At 70.5% G+C, this 22,254-nt stretch carries 19 protein-coding genes and 1 pseudogene; 11 read left to right on the top strand and 9 right to left on the bottom strand.

Annotated elements, in window-relative coordinates; translation table 11 throughout:
• Positions 1 to 18: 18 nt before the first annotated feature.
• Positions 19 to 423, top strand: a complete 405-nt coding sequence (locus tag ACZ6TI_RS32115; RefSeq protein ID WP_465348926.1) for a YjbQ family protein — start codon at positions 19 to 21, stop codon at positions 421 to 423.
• A 119-nt stretch (positions 424 to 542) separates the two neighbouring features.
• The gene (gene aceE, locus ACZ6TI_RS32110) at positions 543 to 3,281 is read left to right on the top strand and encodes a pyruvate dehydrogenase (acetyl-transferring), homodimeric type (protein ID WP_465348925.1); all 2,739 of its coding nucleotides are present in this window, start codon (positions 543 to 545) and stop codon (positions 3,279 to 3,281) included.
• Here the strand turns inward: aceE and ACZ6TI_RS32105 are convergent.
• Together ACZ6TI_RS32105 and ACZ6TI_RS32100 are read right to left on the bottom strand one after the other, a co-directional pair.
• Positions 3,278 to 3,628 (bottom strand): ArsR/SmtB family transcription factor, encoded by a 351-nt coding sequence (locus ACZ6TI_RS32105; protein ID WP_465348956.1) that lies wholly within the window; start codon positions 3,626 to 3,628, stop codon positions 3,278 to 3,280. The genes aceE and ACZ6TI_RS32105 overlap by 4 nt on opposite strands.
• A gap of 14 nt (positions 3,629 to 3,642) precedes the next feature.
• Positions 3,643 to 4,176: a dihydrofolate reductase family protein gene (locus ACZ6TI_RS32100; protein ID WP_465348924.1), complete on the bottom strand. Its 534-nt coding sequence runs from the start codon at positions 4,174 to 4,176 to the stop codon at positions 3,643 to 3,645.
• Positions 4,177 to 4,265: 89 nt separating this feature from the next.
• Here ACZ6TI_RS32100 and ACZ6TI_RS32095 point away from each other — a divergent pair, with 89 nt between their 5' ends.
• Positions 4,266 to 5,294 carry a winged helix DNA-binding domain-containing protein gene (locus ACZ6TI_RS32095; RefSeq protein WP_465348923.1) on the top strand — a complete coding sequence of 343 codons (1,029 nt, stop codon included), beginning with the start codon at positions 4,266 to 4,268 and terminating at the stop codon, positions 5,292 to 5,294.
• Positions 5,295 to 5,339: 45 nt separating this feature from the next.
• Entirely contained in the window at positions 5,340 to 6,569 is a 1,230-nt protein-coding gene (locus tag ACZ6TI_RS32090) for an MFS transporter (RefSeq protein ID WP_465348922.1), read from the top strand.
• A 15-nt stretch (positions 6,570 to 6,584) separates the two neighbouring features.
• Here the strand turns inward: ACZ6TI_RS32090 and ACZ6TI_RS32085 are convergent, their stop codons facing one another.
• Entirely contained in the window at positions 6,585 to 7,943 is a 1,359-nt protein-coding gene (locus ACZ6TI_RS32085) for a glycosyl hydrolase family 18 protein (RefSeq protein WP_465348921.1), read from the bottom strand.
• Positions 7,944 to 8,068: 125 nt separating this feature from the next.
• On the opposite strand from ACZ6TI_RS32085, the gene gltX reads away from it, so the two are divergent.
• Together gltX and ACZ6TI_RS32075 are read left to right on the top strand one after the other, a co-directional pair.
• On the top strand, positions 8,069 to 9,475 hold the full coding sequence (gene gltX, locus ACZ6TI_RS32080) for a glutamate--tRNA ligase (RefSeq protein ID WP_465348920.1): 1,407 nt from the start codon (positions 8,069 to 8,071) through the stop codon (positions 9,473 to 9,475).
• A 280-nt stretch (positions 9,476 to 9,755) separates the two neighbouring features.
• Positions 9,756 to 10,394 (top strand): hypothetical protein, encoded by a 639-nt coding sequence (locus ACZ6TI_RS32075; RefSeq protein WP_465348919.1) that lies wholly within the window; start codon positions 9,756 to 9,758, stop codon positions 10,392 to 10,394.
• Here the strand turns inward: ACZ6TI_RS32075 and ACZ6TI_RS32070 are convergent.
• The 5 genes and pseudogenes from ACZ6TI_RS32070 to ACZ6TI_RS32050 all read right to left on the bottom strand — a co-directional run bounded on the left by ACZ6TI_RS32070 (position 10,391) and on the right by ACZ6TI_RS32050 (position 14,899).
• Positions 10,391 to 11,599, bottom strand: coding sequence for a hypothetical protein (locus ACZ6TI_RS32070; RefSeq protein WP_465348918.1), 1,209 nt, complete (start codon positions 11,597 to 11,599; stop codon positions 10,391 to 10,393). The genes ACZ6TI_RS32075 and ACZ6TI_RS32070 overlap by 4 nt on opposite strands.
• Positions 11,596 to 12,075 (bottom strand): sigma factor-like helix-turn-helix DNA-binding protein, encoded by a 480-nt coding sequence (locus tag ACZ6TI_RS32065; protein ID WP_465348917.1) that lies wholly within the window; start codon positions 12,073 to 12,075, stop codon positions 11,596 to 11,598. The genes ACZ6TI_RS32070 and ACZ6TI_RS32065 overlap by 4 nt, the downstream gene beginning before the upstream one ends.
• An 84-nt stretch (positions 12,076 to 12,159) precedes the next feature.
• Positions 12,160 to 13,227 carry a TetR/AcrR family transcriptional regulator gene (locus tag ACZ6TI_RS32060; protein ID WP_465348916.1) on the bottom strand — a complete coding sequence of 356 codons (1,068 nt, stop codon included), beginning with the start codon at positions 13,225 to 13,227 and terminating at the stop codon, positions 12,160 to 12,162.
• A 649-nt stretch (positions 13,228 to 13,876) separates the two neighbouring features.
• A pseudogene (locus ACZ6TI_RS32055) lies at positions 13,877 to 14,122 on the bottom strand (hypothetical protein); the annotation flags it as partial.
• A gap of 516 nt (positions 14,123 to 14,638) precedes the next feature.
• Positions 14,639 to 14,899: a hypothetical protein gene (locus ACZ6TI_RS32050; RefSeq protein ID WP_465348915.1), complete on the bottom strand. Its 261-nt coding sequence runs from the start codon at positions 14,897 to 14,899 to the stop codon at positions 14,639 to 14,641.
• A 1,046-nt stretch (positions 14,900 to 15,945) separates the two neighbouring features.
• On the opposite strand from ACZ6TI_RS32050, the gene ACZ6TI_RS32045 reads away from it, so the two are divergent.
• From ACZ6TI_RS32045 to fabF, 5 genes are all read left to right on the top strand, one after another.
• On the top strand, positions 15,946 to 17,088 hold the full coding sequence (locus ACZ6TI_RS32045) for a PucR family transcriptional regulator (RefSeq protein WP_465348955.1): 1,143 nt from the start codon (positions 15,946 to 15,948) through the stop codon (positions 17,086 to 17,088).
• 165 nt (positions 17,089 to 17,253) lie between these two features.
• Positions 17,254 to 18,177: an ACP S-malonyltransferase gene (locus ACZ6TI_RS32040; RefSeq protein ID WP_465348914.1), complete on the top strand. Its 924-nt coding sequence runs from the start codon at positions 17,254 to 17,256 to the stop codon at positions 18,175 to 18,177.
• Positions 18,178 to 18,196: 19 nt separating this feature from the next.
• Positions 18,197 to 19,147: a beta-ketoacyl-ACP synthase III gene (locus tag ACZ6TI_RS32035; RefSeq protein WP_465348913.1), complete on the top strand. Its 951-nt coding sequence runs from the start codon at positions 18,197 to 18,199 to the stop codon at positions 19,145 to 19,147.
• Positions 19,148 to 19,179: 32 nt separating this feature from the next.
• Positions 19,180 to 19,422 (top strand): acyl carrier protein, encoded by a 243-nt coding sequence (locus ACZ6TI_RS32030; RefSeq protein ID WP_183226129.1) that lies wholly within the window; start codon positions 19,180 to 19,182, stop codon positions 19,420 to 19,422.
• Between the two features lies 1 nt (position 19,423).
• A complete protein-coding gene (gene fabF / locus ACZ6TI_RS32025; protein ID WP_465348912.1) occupies positions 19,424 to 20,650 on the top strand; it encodes a beta-ketoacyl-ACP synthase II in 1,227 nt (408 codons plus the stop codon).
• Here the strand turns inward: fabF and ACZ6TI_RS32020 are convergent.
• Complete coding sequence (locus ACZ6TI_RS32020) at positions 20,647 to 22,254, bottom strand: glycoside hydrolase family 3 protein (RefSeq protein ID WP_465348911.1); 1,608 nt, start codon at positions 22,252 to 22,254, stop codon at positions 20,647 to 20,649. The genes fabF and ACZ6TI_RS32020 overlap by 4 nt on opposite strands.

Genomic DNA, 22,254 nt, shown 5'->3' with positions numbered 1-22,254 from the left:
GACCTGTACACGTAGGTCATGCGCTCTGAAGTGATCACGGTCCGGACCGGCGACCGCCCGGTGGTGCGCGACATCACCCGCCAGGCCGAGGAGTTCGTCCAGGGCGAGGGGGACGGCCTGCTGCACGTCTTCGTGCCGCACGCCACGGCCGGCCTGGCGGTCATCGAGACCGGCGCCGGATCGGACGACGACCTGCTCACGGCCATCGACGACCTGCTGCCGGCGCAGGACAAGTGGCGGCATCGGCACGGCTCGCGGGGGCACGGACGCGACCACGTGCTGCCCGCCTGGATCCCGCCCTACGCCACCTTGCCGGTGCTCGGCGGCAAGATCGCGTTCGGCACCTGGCAGTCGCTCTGCCTGGTCGATCCGAACGGCGACAATCCCACCCGGCAGGTCCGGTTCAGCTTTCTGCAAGGTTAGTTACCGGCGGGTAAACCGGTCGGCGTGACGCTGCACCCCGCGAGGGGGCAGGATGGATGGCAACTCCGTGCGACGCACACAATGCGGGCGCACGGCCGCGACGGACAAGAGGACTGCCTGTGGCTACGGAACGCAAGCGCCCGGTGATCAGTGACGGCCTGCCGAGCCAGCTTCCGGACATCGACCCCGAGGAGACGAACGAGTGGGTCGAGTCGCTGGACGGTGTCATCGACGAGCGTGGCGCCAAACGCGCGCGCTACGTGATGCTGCGCCTGCTCGAGCGGGCGCGTGAGCGGCAGGTCGGCGTTCCGCCGCTGACCTCGACCGACTACATCAACACCATCCCGCCCGAGCAGGAACCCTGGTTCCCCGGTGACGAGTTCGTGGAGCGGCGGATCCGGGCGTTCATCCGGTGGAACGCGGCCATGCTCGTGCACCGCGCGCAGCGCCCGGAGGTCGGTGTCGGCGGCCACATCTCGACCTACGCGTCCTCCGCCTCGCTCTACGAGGTGGGCATGAACCACTTCTTCCGGGGCAAGGACCACCCCGGCGGCGGCGACCACATCTTCTTCCAGGGCCACGCCTCCCCCGGCATGTACGCCCGGGCCTATCTCGAGGGCCGGCTCAGCGAGGACCAGCTGGACGGCTTCCGGCAGGAGCTCTCGCACCCGGGCGGCGGCCTGCCGTCCTATCCGCACCCGCGCCTGATGCCGAACTTCTGGGAGTTCCCGACGGTCAGCATGGGCCTCGGCCCGCTGAACGCGATCTACCAGGCCCGGTTCAACCGCTACCTGCAGAACCGCGGCATCAAGGACACCAGCGACCAGCACGTCTGGGCGTTCCTGGGCGACGGCGAGATGGACGAGGTCGAGTCGCTCGGCGCGATCGGCCTGGCCGCCCGCGAGGAGCTCGACAACCTCACCTTTGTGATCAACTGCAACCTGCAGCGCCTCGACGGGCCGGTCCGCGGCAACGGCAAGATCATCCAGGAACTGGAGTCGTTCTTCCGGGGCGCCGGCTGGAACGTGATCAAGGTGGTCTGGGGCCGCGAGTGGGACCCGCTGCTCGCCGCGGACACCGACGGCGCGCTGGTCAACCTGATGAACGTGACGCCGGACGGCGACTACCAGACCTACAAGGGCGAGTCCGGCGGCTATGTGCGGGACAACTTCTTCGGCCGTGACCCGCGCACGCTCAAGCTCGTCGAGGGCATGACCGACGACCAGATCTGGCAGCTCAAGCGGGGCGGGCACGACTACAAGAAGCTGTTCGCGGCATACAAGGCGGCGACCGAGCACACCGGCCAGCCGACCGTGATCCTGGCCAAGACCATCAAGGGCTGGACGCTCGGGTCGCACTTCGAGGCGCGCAACGCGACGCACCAGATGAAGAAGCTGACCCTGGACGACCTCAAGCAGTTCCGGGACCGGCTCTACCTGGACATCCCGGACTCGGCGCTGGAGGAGAACCCCTACCTGCCGCCCTATTACCACCCAGGCAAGGACTCCGACGAGATGCAATACCTGCACCAGCGCCGCAAGGAGCTGGGCGGGTTCCTGCCGTCGCGCCGGACCAAGTCGATCCCGCTGGCGATTCCGGCGTCGGAGAAGTTCGGCGACGTCAAGCGCGGCTCGGGCAAGCAGAAGGTGGCCACCACGATGGCCTTCGTCCGCCTGCTCAAGGACATCATGAAGGACAAGGAGTTCGGCGCCCGCTGGGTGCCGATCATCCCGGACGAGGCACGCACGTTCGGCATGGACTCGCTGTTCCCGACCCGCAAGATCTACTCGCCGCACGGCCAGACCTACACCTCGGTGGACCGGGAGCTGTTCCTGTCCTACAAGGAGGCGACGAACGGCCAGATCCTGCACGAGGGCATCAACGAGGCGGGTTCCACGGCGAGCTTCATCGCGGCCGGCACCGCCTATGCCACGCACGGCGAGCCGATGATCCCGCTGTACATCTTCTATTCGATGTTCGGCTTCCAGCGCACCGCGGACGAGCTCTGGGCGGCCGCCGACCAGATGACCCGCGGCTTCCTGCTGGGCGCGACCGCCGGGCGCACCACGCTCAACGGCGAGGGCCTGCAGCACGAGGACGGGCACTCGCTGCTGATCGCGGCGACCAACCCGGCCGTGGTGGCCTACGATCCGGCGTTCGCGTTCGAGATCGCGCACATCGTGGAGAACGGCCTGCACCGCATGTACGGCGAGAAGCAGGAGAACGTCTTCTACTACCTCACCATCTACAACGAGCCGATCCTGCAGCCGGTCGAGCCGTCCGGGGTGGACGTCGAAGGCCTGCTCAAGGGCATCTACCGCTATGCGCCGGCGCCCGAGGCGACCGGCCCGAAGGCGCAGATCCTCGCCTCCGGCACCGGCATGCAGTGGGCGCTGAAGGCTCAGCAGTTGCTCGCGCAGGACTGGGGGGTGGCCGCCGACGTGTGGTCGGTGACCTCCTGGACCGAGCTGCGACGGGACGCGATGGAGGCCGAGGAGCACAACCTGGTGCACCTCGGCGACGCGCCGCGCAAGCCGTACATCCAGCGGAAGCTGGAGGGCAGCGAGGGCCCGGTGGTCGCGGTCAGCGACTGGATGCGGGCGGTGCCCGACCTGATCAGCCGGTGGGTGCCGGGCGACTGGACGTCGCTGGGCACCGACGGCTTCGGGATGAGCGACACCCGGCACGCCCTGCGCCGGCACTTCCACGTCGACGCCGAGTCGATCACCGTCGCCACGCTGCGCCAGCTCGCGCTGCGCGGCCGGGTGCCGTCGCACGTGCCGGCCGAGGCGGCCAAGAAGTATGCGATCGACGACGTGACCGCGGCGCCGGTCGGCGAGACCGGCGGCGACAGCTAGGTCCGGTTCTGCGGGGCCGTCTCCTCCGGGCGGCGGCTCCGCAGATGGGCGTCGAGCCGGTCGAAGTTCTCGTCCCAGAACTGCCGGTAGTGACCCATCCAGTCGGCGGCCGGCCGCAGCGACTCGGCCTCCAGCCGGCACGGCCGCCACTGCGCCTGCCGGCCGCGCGAGATCAGCCCGGCCCGTTCCAGGACCTTGAGGTGCTTGGACACCGCCGGCAGGGACAGTTCGAACGGCTCGGCCAGCTCGTTCACCGTGGCCTCACCGTCCGCGAGGCGGGCCAGGATGGCCCGGCGGGTCGGGTCGGCGAGCGCGCCGAACACCACGCTCAGTTGATCCGTGGCCACCGGGCTCATCGGGCTCAGGCCGGCACGTAGGTCAGCACGGCGACGCCGGTTTTGGTGGTCCAGGACTCGGTCAGTGAGAGGGCGATCGTGGTGCCCTCCGCCCACAGCTTGGCGCCGGCGCCGACCACCACCGGGAAGGACATGATCCGGTACTCGTCGATCAGGTTGTGCCTGGTCAGGTAGTTGACCAGGGTGGCGCTGCCGTTGATCAGGATGTTGTCGTGCTGCTCCTTGAGCTCGCGCACCGCCTCCGCGACGTCGCCCTCGATGAAGGTCGCGTTCCACTCCGGCTCGGTGAGCGTGGTGGTGGCCACCCGCTTGGGCATCGAGTTCATCTTCACGCCGAAGTGGCCGGTGGCCTCCTCCATCTGGGGCCAGGCCTCCTTGAAGCCCTCGTAGGTGCGCCGGCCGAGCAGCATCAGGTCGGCGCCCATCAGGTTCTTCTCCTGCCAGGAGCTCAGCTCGTCGTTGAAATAGGGCCCGCTCCAGGACGGCTCCTCCTGCACGCCGTCGAGCGTCACATATACCACCGAAACGATCTTGCCCACGCCACTCACCCCTGTAGTTGACCGCTTGGTTAATTAGCCAATAGGTAAATTACCTAGACTCCGAGGCAAGGTCAACCGGGGAGGAACCCATGAAGCTCGCCGACGTGCTGCGCCGGCGCGTGGCCCGGCACCACCTCGGCGCCGAGAAGGCCGCGCAACCGGTCGACGCCGCCCGGCGGGTGCTCGGCCTGCACGCCCAGGTGGCGTCCTCGGCCCGGGCGTCCGCGGAGCTCCGCCTCGAAAAGGCTCCCGACCTCGACAAAGAGCTTTTCCAAACCCGCTCTCTGGTACGCACGTGGGCCGCCCGTGGCACCCTCCACCTGCTCCCGGCCGCCGACCTGCCGGTCTGGGTCGCCGCGATGAGCACCCGCACCCGCGAGACCACCGGCTCCTGGCTCAAATATCACGGGGTCACCGCCGAGCAGATGACGGACATCATCGCCGCCGTGCCGGACGTGCTGGGCGGCGAGCCGATGACCCGCGAGGAACTCGCCGACGCGATCATCGCGGCCACCGGGCACACCGACCTGACCGGACCGCTGACCCAGGGTTTCGGGGCGATCCTCAAGCCGCTCGCCTTCCGCGGCCTGCTCTGCTCCGGGCCGCCGCGGGGACGCAACGTCACCTTCGTCGCGCCGCGGGCCTGGCTCGGCGAGTTCACGCCGCCGCCGGCCGACGAGGCGATCGACTCGCTGGCGCTGGCATACCTCGGCGCCTTCGGGCCGGCCCCGGCCGAGGAGTTCGCCCGCTGGTTCGACCTCAAGCCGGCACTGGCCAAGAAGTCCTTCCAGCGGCTCGCCGACCGGCTCACCGAGGTGCCCGGATTCGGCTTCCTGCCCACCGAGCTGGCCGCCGCGCCACCGACGGAGGAGACCGTCCTGCTGCTGCCGGCCTTCGACCCGTACGTGGTGGCCAGCACCCGCCAGCTCGACCAGATCAGCTCCGGCCCGAAGGCCGCGGTGTCCCGTCCGCAGGGCTGGATCTCCCCTACGCTCGTGGTGAACGGGATGATCGAGGGCGTCTGGGAGGATTCCCCCGACGGGCCGAAGGTGTCGCCGTTCCGGTCGATACCGGCAGCGGTCAAACGGGCGCTACCGGAGGACACGATTCTCCTTTAGCCTCCGAGAAACGTTCACGTTCCACTTTTCCCAAGCGGGGGCTCGATGTCGGTCGCGGCGCTGGCCGAACCGGTCGTACCGGTCAGAAGGTCGTGGATCGCACTCTTGTTCGCGGCCAATCTGGGGCTGTGGACGGCCTGCTTCACCCCGATCCAGGTGCTGCTGCCGATCCAGATCGACGAACTCGGGGTGAGCGGCAAAGAGGCCGCCCTGGGCCTGGTCACCGGCCTGGGCGCCCTGGTCAGCATCATCGTCGCGCCACTGTCCGGGCTGCTCTCCGACCGCACCCACCCGCGGCTGTTCGGCCGGGCCTTCGGCCGCCGGCACGTGTGGACCATCGGCGGCGTGCTGACCACCGTGCTCGCGCTGGTCTGGCTCGGCGGCGCGCAGAGCCTGGCGGCGGTGGCGATCGGCTGGTGCCTGGCCCAGCTCGGGCTCAACGCGATGCAGGCCTCGCTGAGCGCCGCGGTGCCGGACCGGGTGCCGGTGCCGCAGCGCGGTTTCGTGTCCGGCTGGGTCGGCATGCCGCAGGCGCTCGGCCTGGTGCTCGGCGCGGTGCTGGTGACCGCGGTGTTCACCACCGTGTCGTCGGGATACATCGCGCTGGCCGTGGTGCTGCTCCTGCTCGGCATCCCGTTCGCGCTGGCCACTCCGGACGACGCGATCCCGCCCCGGGTGGCGGCCAAGGTGAGCTGGCGGATCGGGCTGCGCGAGCACCCCGACTTCGCCTGGGCCTGGGGCACCCGCTTCCTGGTGCTGCTCGGCAACGCGCTGGGCACGCTCTACCTGCTCTATTTCCTGGACGACCGGGTGCAGCTGGCCGACCCGGAGACCGGCCTGCTGATCCTGATCCTGCTCTACACGGTCGGCATGGTGCTCACCGCCGTGGTCGGCGGCCGGCTCTCCGACCGCACCGGCCGCCGCAAGATCTTCGTGGTCTGGTCCGGCGTGGTGATGGCGGTGGCGGCGCTGCTGCTGGCGATCTGGCCGAACTGGCCGATGGCGATGGTCGCGGCGTTCATGCTCGGGCTCGGCTTCGGCGTCTATCTGGCGGTCGACACCGCGCTGATCACCCAGGTCCTGCCGGCCGCCACCGACCGGGCCAAGGACCTGGGTGTCATCAACATCGCTTCCTCCGCGCCGCAGGTGCTGGGGCCGGCCATCTCGGCTCCCCTGGTGACGCACCTGGGTGGTTACCCGACGCTGTTCGCGGCCACCGCGGTGGTGACCCTGCTCGGCGCCGTGCTGGTCACCCGGATCAAGTCCGTGGCCTAGGGGTCTGTCTCGTGCCTACGGCAGCACCCAGCGCTGGTTGGCGCCGGCGAAGCACTGCCAGATCTGCAACCGGGTGCCGTTGGCCGACGAGTTGCCGCTGGCGTCCAGGCACTTGCCGCTGGCCGGGTTGAGCAGCGTCCCGTTGGACTGCGGCTGCCAGCTCTGCGCGCCGGTGCCGTTGCAGTCGTAGATCTGCACCAGCGACCCGTCGGCGGTGCCGGCGGCCGTCACGTCCAGGCACTTGCCGAGCCCGCGGATGGTGTTGTCGGTGCCCACCGTCCAGGTCTGCGCGGCGGTGCCGTTGCAGTCGTAGAGCTGCACGGCCGTGCCGTTGGCGCTGGACGCCGCCGCGATGTCGACGCACTTGCCCGCGATGCCGGTGATCCGGCCGGTCCGCCCGGTCGGAGGCGGCGGCGTGGTCCCGCCCGTCGCCACCTCATAGATCGCGCTGACCAGAGAGTTCGCACCGGTGGCGTCCTGCGACAGTTCCCAGTTCATGATCCCGCCGGCGTTGGCCAGCGCCCATTGCGTCTTGCGGCGGATGGTCGGCAGGCCGTTGTAGCACTCACCGGCCGACGTGCAGTCCCGGTTGGCGTTCGCCGGGTCCTGCTGCACCAGCTGCGCGTAGGTCAGGTAGCCCGGCCGGCTGTAGAACGGCACGCCGAGGACGGTCTTCGCCTTGGGCAGGCCGCGGTTCTTCCAGAAGTTCGCCGAGGCGATCGACCAGTCGTAGTTGGCGTGCGGGCTGCCGCCGTCGTACGCCATGATGTTCAGCCAGTCCACATAGCCGAAGACCGCGGGCTGCACGCCGTTCGCGGTGCCGCCCTCGCTGACCACGGCCGCGGTGAGCAGCTTGCCCTCGTTGTGCAGGGCGGTGCTGAGCTGCTGCATCAGGGCGGTGTAGTTGTTGCCGGACTGGCCCGGGTCGGGGTATTCCCAGTCGATGTCGACGCCGTCCAGGCCGTACTGCCGGACCGTGCTCATCACACTGTTGACGAAGGTCGTCCGGCCGCCGGAACTCGCCGCCAGCGACTCGAAGGCGGAGTCGTTGCCGTCGTTCCAGCCGCCGATCGCCAACGACACCTTGGTGTTGTTCTGGTGGCCGAGGGTGACCAGCTGCTGCAGCTTGGCGGTGTTCTCGATCGGCTGCAGGGTGCCGTTCGCGTTGGGGAGCGCGAACGAGTAGTTGATGTGGGTCAGCTTCGAGTACTGGATGGCGGTGACGCTGCCGGCCCAGGACGGCATGTAGCCGACGCTCTTGAAGCCGTTCGGCAGCACCGCGGCCTGGGAGGTGCCCTGCAGGGTGAATGCGACCGCGGTGCCGGCCACGGCGACGGCGATCGCGGCGGCGATCGTGCGAAGTCTTCGGTTCATGGGGATGGGCCCTTCGTGGGGAGTCCGGGGCCTCGAATGTTAAGAGCCTTTACAGATATCCGTCAATACATGACGTGATAGAAGGTCGGTGACAAACGGTTCGACGCGCGCCGTAGGCTTGCCGAGTGACAGTCCGCGTACGCTTCGCCCCCTCTCCGACCGGCATGTTCCACGTCGGCGGCGCCCGCTCGGCGCTGCAGAACTGGATCTTCGCGAAGCAGCAGAACGGCGTGTTCGTGCTGCGCATCGAGGACACCGACGCGGCCCGCAACCGTCCGGAGTGGACCGAGGGCATCCTCGCCGCGCTGGACTGGATCGGCATCGAGCGCGGCTCCTACGAGGGTCCCTACTTCCAGTCGACGTACGCCGCCGAGCACACCGCCGCCGCCACCCGGCTCTATGCGGAAGGCCGCGCCTACTACTGCGACTGCACCCGGGACGACGTGGTCGAGCGCACCGGCAACAAGCACACCGGCTACGACGGCTTCTGCCGCGACCGGGCGCTCGGGCCGGGCGAGGGACGCGCCCTGCGCTTCCGCACGCCGGACGAGGGCGAGACCGTGGTGACCGACCTGGTCCGCGGTGAGCCGACCTTCGAGAACAAGCTGCTCGAGGACTTCGTGATCGCCCGCAGCGACGGCAGCGCGGTGTTCCTGCTGGCCAACGTGGTCGACGACATGACCATGGGGATCACCCACGTGATCCGGGCCGAGGAGCACCTGCCCAACACGCCCAAGCAGCAGCTGCTGTGGGAGGCGCTCGGGGTCAAGCCGCCGGTCTGGGGACACGTGCCGGTGATCGTGAACGAGAAGCGGCAGAAGCTCTCCAAGCGGCGCGACAAGGTGGCGCTGGAGTCCTACCGCGACGAGGGCTACCTCGCCGCGACCATGCGTAATTACTTGATGCTGCTGGGCTGGGCGCCGTCCGGCGACCGTGAGATCGTGCCGTGGTCGGTGATCGAGGACGAATACCGCCTCACCGAGGTCAGCCACGCGCCGGCGTTCTTCGACGTGAAAAAGCTGCGGGCGTTCAACGGCGACTACATCCGCGCGCTCGACGCCGAGGAGTTCGCGGCGGTCTGCGCGCCCTGGCTGACCGGCACCGACACCATCGCGGCCCCGCCGTGGGATCCGGCGAAGTTCGACTCCGCCGTGTTCACCGCGGTGGCTCCGCTGGCGCAGACCCGCATCGCGGTGCTGTCCGAGATCGTGGAATACGTCGACTTCTTCTTCCTGGACGAGCCGGCCATCGACGAGGCGTCCTGGGCGAAGGCGATGAAGGAGGGCGCGGCCGACATCCTGGACGCCGCCGCGGCCGCCTTCGGCAAGCTCACCGAGTGGTCCGCCGAGCTGCTCAAGGCGACCCTGGAGGAGATCGGGCTCGAGCGTGGCCTCAAGCTCGGCAAGACCCAGGCGCCGGTGCGCGTCGCGGTCACCGGGCGGTCGATCGGGCTGCCGCTCTTCGAGTCGCTCGAGGTGCTCGGCCGGGAGCGCACGCTGGCCCGCATCGCCACCGCAAGAGCACGTATCTGATCGTTATCTTCAGGGCGCAACTTTTTACCGCGCGGTGGCGTCCTTGAGATATGACTATCCGCTGGCCGGGTGACCGGGGTCCACACGGTTTGCGTGCAGTGGGTACCATCTGGCTGCCGATCAACGGCCGATCCGATCTCGGCGGCCGTTCCCAGATAGCTCTAAATCGTCCCATCGTGAGATGCGGCGACCCGAGTTTGCGGGAAGTCTGTGTGGGTCGGCGCGCATCACGGGGCGGGGAGGCCGGGCGATGATTCGAGGGTTGCTGGACCGCGCGCGGATGACCCGACCGGTTTCCGCGGCATGCGCGCTCGCGATTGCCTTCGGTCTGGTCCTGGGCTTGGCGCCGGGCACCGCGCACGCGGCCCCGAAAGCGCCGAAGCCCACCGCGGTCACGATCACCGGCAAGGGTCTGGAAAAGATCACCGTCGACGGCGCGAAGAGCGGCGAGATCTTCCAGTTGCTGCTCAGCGAGGTCAGCTGGATGACCACCGCGACGCCGCAGACCACCCCGCCGAAGGCGAAGAACCTGGGTCCGCAATACGTGATCACGGTGCTGGCCAAGGACAAGGCGCAGCAGACCTTCGAGCTCTACCCGCTGGCGGCCGGCGGCCCCCGCGCGCACCGACCGGCCAAGCAGCCCACCGGCAAGAAGACCGACGGCTGGTTCTACGGCCGGCTCACCATGTCGGAGTCGCTGCGGGTCAGCGGGGTGCCGCTGAAGCCGCGCACCGACCTGGTCAGCGGCGGCATCGGCGGCGGCATCGGTGAGCAGGTGGTCGAAGAGGTCAACCCGATCGACACGGTCAACGACATGCTCGCCCAGATGCGCCAGCTGTTCCTGCTGAACGGCGCCGTCCTGGTCGTCATCCTGTTCGGCCTGGCCGGCATCTCGTTCCTGATCCGCCGCCGCGTCTAACGCTCCAGCGGCACGGGCACCTTCAGGACCGGGCATGCGGGATCAGGCCCGTTGCACCGTTCCGACGGATCAAAGGCAGACATCACGGGTACGGCCACAGCCAGCCCAGCGGTCTCCGCGACGCTCAACGGCGGCCGCCCGGCGTCGGCGCTCCCGGTCCCCCGCTCGCCGGTGGCCATCACCGCGATCACCCGCCCGTCCGACAGCCGCCGGGCGATCGCCTGGTGCACCTGCCAGTTCGGGTCCCGGTCGTCGCTGTAGCGGGCATATTCCACGTTGTCGCCGGCGTGCATGGCCCGCGCGCACGCCCGGGGATCGCCGCCGACCGGAAAGCAGATGCCGTCCGGCGCCGCGTAGGCCGAGATCTCGATCAGTCCGCGCGGGCGCCCCGACGTCCGGTCGACCACGGAATACTGCCGCCAGCCCTCGCCCCGCGCCGGCTCACGCGGGACGGCGCGCAGCCCTTTGGCTCGGACCACCGGCGCGATGGCGGTCAGCAGCGGGTCGACGTTCGGGGTGGGTCCGGCGACGACCGGGGTGACGGGTTGGCGTACGCCCGGGATGACCGCAGCGGTGAGCGCGTAGCCGACGGCGGCGACCAGCAGCGCGGCGAAGGCGCCGGAGGCGACGACCCGCCGCAGGCGACGGCGGCGCAGGATCTCGGCCCGCCGATAGACCTCGTCGATCCCGTCGCCGACCGGCGGTTCACCGACGAGCACGCTCTCCAGCAGCGCCGCAAACCCACCTTCCGCCGCGAGCGACCCGCCATTGCGAGCGGCCTCCCCCGCCCCGGCCGAGGCAGGCTCGGGCGCCGCTGCGACTTCCTGGTCGTCCTCGATCGCGGCCTCGGCGAGCGCGCCCTCCAAGCTCGCGGCTGCCGAGGCGCTGCCCGCGACGGGCTCACGGTCCGGCGCGGCCATGTCTTCCGGGTCCTTCTCAGTCGCCAGGACCGCCGCTTCCGCGAGCGCGCCCTCCACACTCCCGGCCGCCGACGCCCATGCCGTGTCCTCAGCAGGCTCATGGTCCGGTGCCTGCTGGTCGCCATCGCCGGCCGGTACCGCCGCTAACGGCCTACTCGCCTTGGATTTTCCTGCCGAGCTTCCTAGGGCGATTTCGGTGTCCGCCGCGCCCGCCTGGGCGGCCCGGGCGGCCTCGACGGTCAGCTCGTCCTGGTGGGAGCGCACGTCCGGAGCCTTGGGCGTCATGCCGGCACCACCTCGGACTCGGCCAGCATCTTCTGCATCGCGGCCAGCCCCGCCCGCTCGTAGGCCTCGACCCGATCATCGGAGAGATCCAGGATGTCCGCGGTCTCGTCCACCGCGAACCCGTCCCAATGCCGCAGCACCAGCACGGCCCGGCACCGCGGCGCCAGCTTGTGCAGCGCGTCGTGCACCAGAATCGTCCGCATCGGGTCCTCGACCGCCGCATCCGGCGTGGCCACGAAGACGTGCTCCCGCTTGGCCGGCCGGCACTGGAACCCCGCCATCAGCTCGGCGAAGACCCAGGCGTCCGGGTCGTCGACCCCGTTCCGGGCGCTCTCCGCCACGAACCTGGCCAGCGTCGCCTGTGTCAACTCCTCGGCGAGCACCCAGTCTCCGCACATCAGGAACGCGGACCGCCGCAGATCGTGATACCGCCCGGCCACGAACTCATGCAACGCCTGATCGTCGTCGCTCGCCATTGCTCGCCCCCGCGATGCGTACCCCTGAATCGGCCTTAAAGGTCTTTATAGGCCTCCCGCAGCAAGATCAACGGAGAACGGCCGTCACCGCCCCCGAATGGAGACCTCAACCAGCCGCACCAGGTCTTCGAGATCAGCATCAAACTCAGCGCCCGGCCCTCCACCAGCCGCTTCCGCGGCCCCGGTCTCCGCCACACCGCCGGCGGTCGGCAGCTCACCCCCGACGCCCGGCGTGCACTCAACCGACTCCCCGGCCGCCGTTCCTCCACCAGCCCCGGACCCACGCTCCGCCGACCCGACAGGCGCAGCCCGCCGCGGCTCAGCGCCGCCATTGGCCACTTCGTCCGGCGGCCCCGCATCCGCGTCCGCCGCGGTCGTCGGCCGCCCCAAGCCGGCGTCCGTCTCAGAGCCCGACGACCCGTCCCCCGCGCCCTTCGCCGCCTCCGAAAGCCCAGCGCCCAGGCTCACCGCACTCTCCGTCAGCTCGGTGCCTTCACTCGCCGCAACACCCGCCACCCCTGCGCCTGCGCTCGCCGCAGCACCCGCCACCCCTACGCCTTCACTCGCCGCAACACCCGTCAGTCCCTCACCCGCGCTCGCCGCAGCACCCGAAAGCTCTGTGCCCGCGCTCGTCGCGGTCTCCCGCGGCTCGGTTGCGGTGGTGTTCTGAGGCCGGGCACCGGGCGAACCGGGCAGACCACCGGTCACCTCGCCCGTGCTGTAGCCCAGCAGAAACGCACAGATCATCCGAGCCATCCGCGGCACCTCGAGATCCGGCACCCCGGCGTCATGCAACACCCCGCGCAGCGCCGCCACCAGCCACGACGCCGAAGCCCCGGCAGCGGCCCGATTCAGCAACAGCGGGAACGCCCCCGGATGCGCATGCGCAAGCCCTCGCACCGCCCGCCCGAGCGCCCGCAACCGCTGGCGCCAATCCGCCCCGGCCGGATCCCCGCAGGCCGCACCGAGCTCCAGGTGCAGCAGATCGACAAGCCCGTCAAGCAGCGCATCCTTGCCACCCACATAGGGATACAGCGCCATCGACGTCAGCCCGACCCGCTCGGCCACCGCCCGCATCGACATGGCAGCCAATCCGTGCTCATCAACGAGCGCGAGCGCCTGGTCCAGAATTCGCCGCCTCTTGTCATCCACTTACCAACGGTGAGTGCAAGCCCCCGCCAAACCCACCGGACGCGCCGCCACCGCACACCGTCCACCCAACCGGGCGACCCCATTCACCCCTTTCAAATCAAGATCCAGAGGTCGCAGCGGGGTGGGTGACCCAGACCGCAGCTCACGCCGAGGCCGGTACGGCCGCCCGCACGCTACGCTCCGCGGCCGCCCTTCCCTGCAACGTGCGTGAGCGCCCACTCCCCTCGCTCCGCTCGCAAACCCCAGCCCACAGAGTGCTGCTCGCCCACGGCTCTGGGCACGCCCGCCGGCTCTTTGCTCTGCACACATATACGCAACACCCGAACTGCCTGACCGAGCCGGCTCAACGGTCCAGCTCGGAGTGGTTGCTCCGTGAGACCTTCCAGCTCGTCATCACCCAGAGCAATCCATCGACATCGGCGACCGACCCATGCCCGCCGACGGCAAACCCATCATCGGATTCCTCCGACCGCCGAACCTGAACCCGATCCCGGCCTGTCCGTTTCGCCGCCGGGCACCGACAAACCAGGCCCGTGTCCAGCAACCGCGGCACGCCACCAGCAGGCTCAGCTCGGGTCTGTCAACGAACGGCAGCCAGCCCGCAGGCGGCAGGTATATCTCGATCGGCGCGCTGGTATGGCGTCAATGATCATGGCTGTAGACCGCGGTCAAACAGGTTGGTGTGACGGCGGCTCGTTGGCGGTCGGGTTGAGTCGCCTTCGAAGATCATCTCGAAGGCGTTGGGTGCGGATTTCCAGCGGATCGCCCACCGGCGTCGGCCGGCGCCGGTCGGGTCAGCTCATGACTGCCAGGCAGACGCATTAGAGCGCGGCTTGCTCGTGGGGAAGCGGCCGCTGGCCCGCACAGCGCGGCGGATCCGGGCGTTCATTTCCTCGGTCAGCGCGGGCGGACCCGCGCTCCGCGCCACCAAGGCCGCACCCGCGCTCCTCGCCCAGCAAAGCCGCCCCGCACCCCCTCGCCCAACAAAGCCGCACCCGCGCTCCTAGCCCATCAAAGCCGGCGCCGTCTTCTTCGCTTGGCGAGGTCGGAGCCGTAGCCCGCTCCACCGAGGAAGCAGAGCAAAGCCGCGGAGCGAAGGGTTGGGCGCCTCTTCCGAGGAAGCAGAACGGTGCGAGGCGGGCAAAACACCAGTTCAGCGACGGTGTTGCGCATACGTGTGCAAAGCAAAGGGCCCGCGGGGGAGCAGCCGGGCTGCGGCGGACTTCGGTTCTTGCCGAAGCTGCTAAGCCGCATCTCGGAAGCGCGCCAACAGCGGGCGATCATCGCGGCAGCGCTCTGGCAGTGCCGACGCTGTTCCGGTTGAGCGGCCGCAGAGGTCGACCGGGCGGAGCTCACACGGCAGATCTTGTGGGCGTCGCGGTCCTGGGTCAGAGAGCGTGGTGGGGCTTGGTCAGCACCAGCGGCCTGGGGGGCGGCCTCGGCCGGCGGCTCGGCGGCGGGGGCGGACGGCGCCGTGGAGGTGGGCGCCGGCCCAGCCGCTGAGGTGGGTGCGGCAGCCTACGCGGGCGGGGACGAAGTCGTGGGCGTCCTCGTCCGCGGGAGTGGGCTCGGTGCGGGCGGTGGGTGCCGCCTGAGCCGGGGCGACCTGGGTGTCCTCGGTGTCGGTCGGCTCGGCGTCGGCGCACAGCCGGCCGTCGTCGCGTTCGGTCATGTCGCCTCCTCTCCTCGCCGGTTGCCCGGATCCATCGGCGCCTCGGCGGCGTTCTTTACCTGTTGGCGGAGTGATTCCGCATGCTGTCCGACGACACCCTGCCAGGTCACCGACCGAAATCGCGGTAGAGGCGCACCGCTATAACGGTCAAATAAGGCAAAGGTTGCATAACGGAGCTGCCGTTTACTCTCCCGCCGGTTTGTCGCCGCCCATACTTGCGCGCTCACTCCATGGTCACCAACCATCACTCCCCTCAGTGACCGTTGTCGCACGTCGCGTCGTGCGGCAGAACCACTGGACCCGGCCACTGTTGGTCTTGCGCGGCACGCGGCGACGTGACCGCACACCAGCTCAGCGCCGACAATGAGATGCCCGTGCGAGCCATGGCAGACCTTGCAACGTGTGCACTCTTCAAGTCAACGGACAAACGGGCAACATCACCTCGCGTAGCCGTACCAAAGTGGAAAGATCGCAGAGCGCGGGCACGACCTCCCGGACCTGACGCACTCAGCCGGGCCGCGCAGAGCTAAATCGAGCCCGACCAGCGCGCGGCCGGCCCACGGCCGGGCGCCGCAGAACGGCTGGGTGGGGATCGGCGCTGGTCGCGGCGATAGCGGCCGGGCTGGGCGTGGGATGCTGGCGGCGTGGCAGCCGGAGCGGGACCCGAGAGCGCGGCCGAGGTCGGCGGCCGGGCCGACGCCGGGTCCGGCACCAGAGCCGACGCCGGAGCCCGCACCGCGGCCGGCGCCAGAGCCGACGACCACACAGGCACCGCGGCCAACACCAGAGCCGACGGCGGGTCCGGGACCAGAGCCGACGGCGGGTCCGGGACCAGGGCCGACGCCCGGGCCGGCACCGCGGCCGGCGCCAGAGCCGAGGGCAAGACCGGCATCGCGGCCGGCGCCGGAGCCGGCGACCGGACCGGCACCAAGGTCGATGCTGCAGTCGGCAGCAGAGCCGACGACAAGGGCGGCTTCAAGGCCGGCGACAAGGGCGGGAACAAGGCGGATGGGAAGGGCGGGGGTAAGGCTCCGCTCGCGGCCACTCTGCGGCGGATCGAGCGGCATGCCGGGAAGCTGGCCACTTCGGCCGTCGCCAAGATGGATGAGACGTTGCCCTGGTTTCGGGCTCTGCCCGCCGATCAGCGGTCCTGGGTCATGCTCGTGGCGCAGGCCGGGGTGCGGTCGCTGGTCGAGTGGCTGCGGTCGGGGGGCACGATCGCGGCCGACACGCAGGAGCTGTCCGATGAGGTGTTCGCGGCGGCGCCCCGGGCGCTCGCTCGGTCGATCACGTTGACGCAGACCGTACAGCTGATCAAGGTGACCATCGACGTGGCCGAGGCCCAGGTCTCGGCGCTCGCCGCGGCGGGCGAGGAAGAGGCGCTGGAAGCGGCGATCTTGAAGTTTTCGCGGGAGATCGCCTTCTCCGCGGCCCGGGTCTATGCGCGGGCCGCCGAGTCGCGCGGCGCCTGGGACGCGCGGCTGCAAGCACTGCTGGTCGACGCACTCCTGCGCGGGGACACGCCGGACACCGTGGCCAGCCGGGCCGCCGCCCTGGGCTGGACCGACAAACCGCCGGTCGCGGTCGTGGTGGGACGGTCGCCGGGCGGGGACATCACCGCCGTGCTGCATTCGGTCTACCGGGCGGCGCGGCGGGCCCGGGTCGAAGTGATCGGCGGCGTGCACGGCGACCGGCTCGTGGTCGTGGTCGGCGGCGCGGACGACGCCAAGCTCGCCGCGGGGCAGCTCGCGACCAGCTTCGGCGACGGGCCGATCGTCGTCGGGCCGGCGGTGCCCTCGCTGGACCAGGCCACCGAGTCGGCCCGGGCGGCGCTGGCCGGCTTTCGCGCGGCGACCGCCTGGCCGGGGGCGCCCAACCCGGTCGCGGCCGACGATCTACTGCCCGAGCGGGCGCTGGCCGGCGATCCGGACGCGCGGCGGATGCTGCGGCACGACGTCTACGGTGCGTTGTTCCGCACCGGCGGCGGGCTGCTGGAGACGCTGGACGCGTTCTTCACCACCGGCGGTGTGCTGGAGAGCACCGCCCGCGAGCTCTACGTGCACCCGAACACCGTCCGCTACCGCCTCAAGCGGGTGGCCGAATTGACCGGCCTGTCCCCTCTGGACGGGCGGGACGCCTTCGCGCTCCGGCTCTCGTTGACCATCGGGCGGCTCGACCCTGCGACATGAATCACCAATGACGTTGATGGATCGTTCAAGGATTCAACGACTATCAAACTGCCACCAATCGGGGCATAACCTGATAGCTGTTGTAGGAATCTGACAACGCGAGTCGTAGGGTTTCGTGCAGTGCAGCACCCGCGCAACGAACGCCTATCCGGGAGAGTCAGGGACGTGCTCGCCGTACTCTCGCCCGGTCAGGGCTCCCAGAAGCCCGGCTTCCTCGCCCCATGGCTCGAGTTGCCCGGTGCTGAGGCCCGCCTGCGCGAATGGTCGGCGCTGGCCGGAGTGGACCTGATCCACCTGGGCACGACGGCCGGCGCCGACGAGATCAAGGACACCGCGAGCACCCAGCCGCTGCTGGTGGCCGCCGCCCTGCTGGCCGCCGAGCAGCTGCCGATGCAGGACGTCGGCCTGGTCGCCGGGCACAGCGTCGGTGAGCTCGGCGCCGCCGCACTGGCCGGCGTGCTTCCGGCCGAGGCGGCGATCACGCTGGCCGGAGTGCGCGGCCGCGAGATGGCCGCCGCCTGCGCTCTGGAGCCGACCGGGATGAGCGCGGTGCTGGGCGGCGACCCGGACGAGGTGGTCGCCGCGATCGAGAAGCTCGGCCTCTTCCCGGCCAACCGCAACGGCGCCGGTCAGATCGTGGCCGCCGGGGCGATGGACGCGCTGGCGAAGTTCGCCGAGGAGCCGCCGGCCAAGACCCGGGTGATCGCGCTGCCGGTGGCGGGCGCGTTCCACACGCCGTACATGGCTCCGGCCGAGCAGGCGCTGGCCGCGGCCGCCGCTGAGGTGAGCGTCTCCGACCCGGCGCGCACCCTGTTGTCGAACCTGGACGGCACCGCAGTCGATTCCGGCCGGGAGATGCTGCAGCGCCTGGTCCGGCAGGTCACCGCGCCGGTGCGCTGGGACCTCTGCATGGCGGCGCTGCGCGAGCTGGGCGTCACCGCGATCATCGAACTCCCCCCGGCCGGCACCCTGGCGGGCCTGGTCAAGCGCGAGCTCAAGGGCGACGGCGCCCCCGAGATCCGCACCCTGAACACCCCGGACGACCTGCCCGCCGCCCGCGATCTGATCGCCCGGCACGGCACGCAGTGACATTCGAAGGAGACACCCGATGACCGCTGGTTCCCGCATTCTCTCGCTGGGTCATTACCAGCCGTCGCGCGTGGTGACCAATGACGATCTGGCGCAGATCGTCGACACCAACGACGCCTGGATCCGGGACCGGGTCGGCATCGCCGAGCGCCGCCTGGCCGACCAGGAAACGGTCGCCGACATGGCCACGTTCGCCGCGGAGAAGGCGCTGGCCGGCTCGGGTCTGACCGCCGCCGACATCGACATGGTGGCGGTGGCGACCTGCTCGTCGATCGACCGCTGCCCGAACGTGGCCACCCGGGTCGCGGCCCGGCTGGGCATCGCCGCGCCGGCCGCCTTCGACCTGAACACCGCCTGCTCCGGCTTCTCCTATGCGCTGGGCACCGCCGACCACGCGATCCGGGCCGGAGCCGCCCGCAACGCGATCGTGATCGGCGCCGAGAAGCTCTCCGACGTCACCGACTGGACCGACCGCTCGACCGCCGTGCTGTTCGGCGACGGGGCCGGCGCCGCGGTGGTGACCGGGGTGCCGGACGGCGAGGAGCCCGGCGTCGGCCCGGTGCTCTGGGGCTCGGCGCCGGACAAGGGTGACGTGCTGCGGATCGAGGGCTGGCAGCCGTACATCAAGCAGGAGGGGCAGATCGTGTTCCGCTGGGCGACCACCGCGCTCGCCCCGTTCGCGATCGAGGCCTGCGCCAAGGCCGGCATCAAGCCGAGCGACCTGGCCGCGTTCATCCCGCACCAGGCGAACACCCGGATCATCGACGGCATCGTGAAGCGGCTCGGGCTCGGTCCCGACGTCGTCGTCGCGAAGGACCTCGTCGAGTCGGGCAACACCTCCGCGGCGAGTGTGCCGCTGGCCCTGTCCAAGCTGATCGAGCGTGGCGGCGTGCCCTCGGGCGCCCCGGTGCTGCTGTTCGGCTTCGGCGGCGGCCTCACCTACGCCGGACAGGTCATCCGCTGTCCGTGAGCGATCCCCACCAATGGAAGGAAAGACTGACGATGGCAACTCGTACTGAGATCACCTCGGGCCTCGCCGAGATCCTGGAGGAGGTCGCCGGGGTGAACCCGGACGACGTCGCCGAGGAGAAGTCCTTCACCGACGACCTGGACGTCGACTCGCTGTCCATGGTCGAGGTCGTGGTGGCCGCCGAGGAGAAGTTCGGCGTCAAGATCCCCGACAACGAGGTGCAGAACCTGAAGACCGTCGGCGACGCCGTTTCGTACATCGAGGCGAACCACTGACATGAGCAGTCAAGACGTCGTCGTCACCGGGCTCGGCGCGACCACCCCGTTGGGCGGGGACGTCGCGTCCACCTGGGACGCCATGCTCGCCGGCCGCTCCGGGGTGAGTGCCCTCACCCAGGAGTGGGCCGCGCAACTGCCGGTCCGCATCGCCGCTCAGCTCGCCGTGGATCCGTCCGAGGTGATCGAGCGGGTCAAGATGCGCCGGCTCGACCGTTCCGAGGCGATCGCCCTGATCGCCGCGCACCAGTCCTGGGCGGACGCCGGCCTCAAGGACTCCGGGCTCGACCCGGAGCGCCTCGCGGTCAGCTTCGGCAGCGGCATAGGAGGCGCGCAGACCCTGCTCAGCCAGGACGACATCCTGGAGGCCTCCGGGCCGCGCCGGGTCAGCCCGCACACCGTGCCGATGCTGATGCCGAACGGTCCGGCCGCGTGGGTCGGCCTCGAGCTGGGCGCCCAGGCGGGCGTGCACTCGATGGCCAGCGCCTGCGCCACCGGCGCCGAGGCGTTGTCGCTGGGTCTGGACATCATCCGGTCCGGCCGCGCCGACGTGGTGGTGGCCGGCGGCACCGAGGCGGTCATCCACCCACTGCCGATCGCCGGCTTCGCCTCGATGCGGGCGATGTCCACCCGCAACGACGAGCCGGAGAAGGCGTCCCGCCCCTGGGACAAGGCCCGCGACGGGTTCGTGCTGGGCGAGGGGGCGGGGTCTCTGGTGCTCGAGCGCGCCGACCACGCCGCGGCCCGCGGCGCCACCGTGTACGCCCGGTTCGCCGGCGCCGGCATCACGTCCGACGGGTACGACATCGTGCAACCGCATCCCCAGGGACGGGGCAGCATCCGCGCGATGACCAGGGCGCTGCAGGACGCCGGGCTGCAGAAGTCCGACATCGTGCACATCAACGCGCACGCCACCTCCACCCCGGTCGGCGACATGGCGGAGATCCACGGCATCCGGGCCGCGATCGGCGACCACCCGGTGCTGACCGCCACCAAGAGCATGTCCGGTCACCTGCTGGGCGCGGCCGGCGCGCTGGAGTCGATCGCCACCATCCTGGCGATCCGCGACAGCGTCGTCCCGCCCACGATCAACCTGGACGACCCGGACGACGAGCTCAGCCTCGACGTGGCCGCGCACAAGGCCCGGCCGCTGGACATCCCCGCCGCGATCAACAACTCGTTCGGCTTCGGCGGACACAACGTGGCCCTGGTCTTTACGAGGGCTTAAGCACAAACCGTCCTAGGCAGCCCGGGAAGCGCCACCGGCGACTTCCCGGGCGCCTTGGCTTTTCCGGCCAGCACCTGGGCCAGCGCGGCGAGCGAGTTCGGGCTGGACGAATAGGTGGCGATCAGCGTCGGCGACTTGCTGATCGCCAGCAGGTCCGGCTTGTCCATGGACACCGTGACAGCGGCCGCCGGGTCGAGGTCGGCCTGCTTGTCGCCATAACCGACGAGGTGCACGACGGTGCCCCCGGTCTCCTGGACCGGCACGCCCGCGGCCTGCAGTTCCTTGATCAGCGTGGCGCGCGCGACCTCCCGGCCGCCGGATGCGGTCACGGTGATCGGGCCGGCCGCAAAAGCACAGCGGCCACGCAGCACGGTGATCGCCGCGGCGGCCGCCTCGCGCACCGCGGTCGGATCCGCGGCCGGCGCGGCCTTCGGCAGTGCGGACTTGAGCGCGCGGATCCGGGTGACCGCCTCCACCAGCCGGTCCCGCGGCAGCGTGCCGTCCTTGAGCGCGGCCAGGATGCCGTCCCGCGCGCCGGTCAGGTCCGGCGGCATCAGCAGCAGGTCGTTGCCGGCCAGCAGCGCCCGGACCGCGGCCTCGCCGGCCGGCCACTTCATCGCCGGCGCCATGTTCATCGCGTCGGTGACCGCCACCCCGGTGAACTTCAGCTCGCCGCGCAGCAGGTCGGTCATGACCTTCTTGGAGAAGGTGGCGGGCACGCCCTGGTCGATGCCCTGCACGTCGAGGTGGCCGGACATCACCAGCCCGGCGCCGGCCTCGATGCCCGCCGCGAACGGCGGCCGGTCCTGCCGATCCCACTCGGCCTTGGTCAGCGCCACGACCGGCAGCTCGGTGTGGCTGTCCGCGGTGGTGTGGCCGTGCCCCGGGAAGTGCTTGAGCGCGGACGCGACACCGCTCCTGCGCAGTCCGCGGACCGCGGCGGCGACCTGGGCGGCGTTCGCGGCCGGGTCGGCGCCGAACGAACGGGAGCCGATCACCGCGCTGCCGCCCGGGCCGAGGGTGTCCGCCACCGGGGCGAAGTCCACGTTGACGCCCATCGCGGCCAGTTCGCCGCCGGCCACGCCCCAGGCCCGCTCGGTCAGCTCGGGCCGGCCCGCGGCGCCGAGGCCCATCGCGGACGGCAGCAGCGTCACGCCCTCGCGCACCCGGGTGACCACGCCGTACTCCTGGTCGGTGCCGATCAGCAGCGGGCCGGTGGCGGCCGCCTGCAGACCGTCGGTCAGCTCCTTGACCTGCGCGGGGTTCTCCACGTTGGTCGCCGGGTTGGTGGCGCCGGTGGGATCCTCGGCGGCGAAGCTGACCAGGATCACCCCGCCGAGGTGGAACTTGGCGACCATCTCGGCCGGAGTGTCCACGCCGGCCAGCTTCTGATTGGCGGCGGCCGAGGCGGCGTCGACCTTGGTGGCGTGGTTGCCGTACGCATAGGGCATGAGCACCTGGCCGGCGAGCTGCTCATCGGTCATCTCCACCGGCGCGGACTCCCTGGGGGCGGCGGACTGCGGGGACGCCGTTGGCGCATCGTTGCCACAGCCCGCGAGCAGCACGAGTGGCACGGCGACGGCAACGCGAAACCCTCTGCTCAT

Source organism: Actinoplanes sp. NPDC051388 (assembly GCF_055586225.1).
The sequence above is the reverse complement of the archived record's forward strand: the minus strand, read 5'-3'. Positions and strand labels throughout refer to the sequence as shown.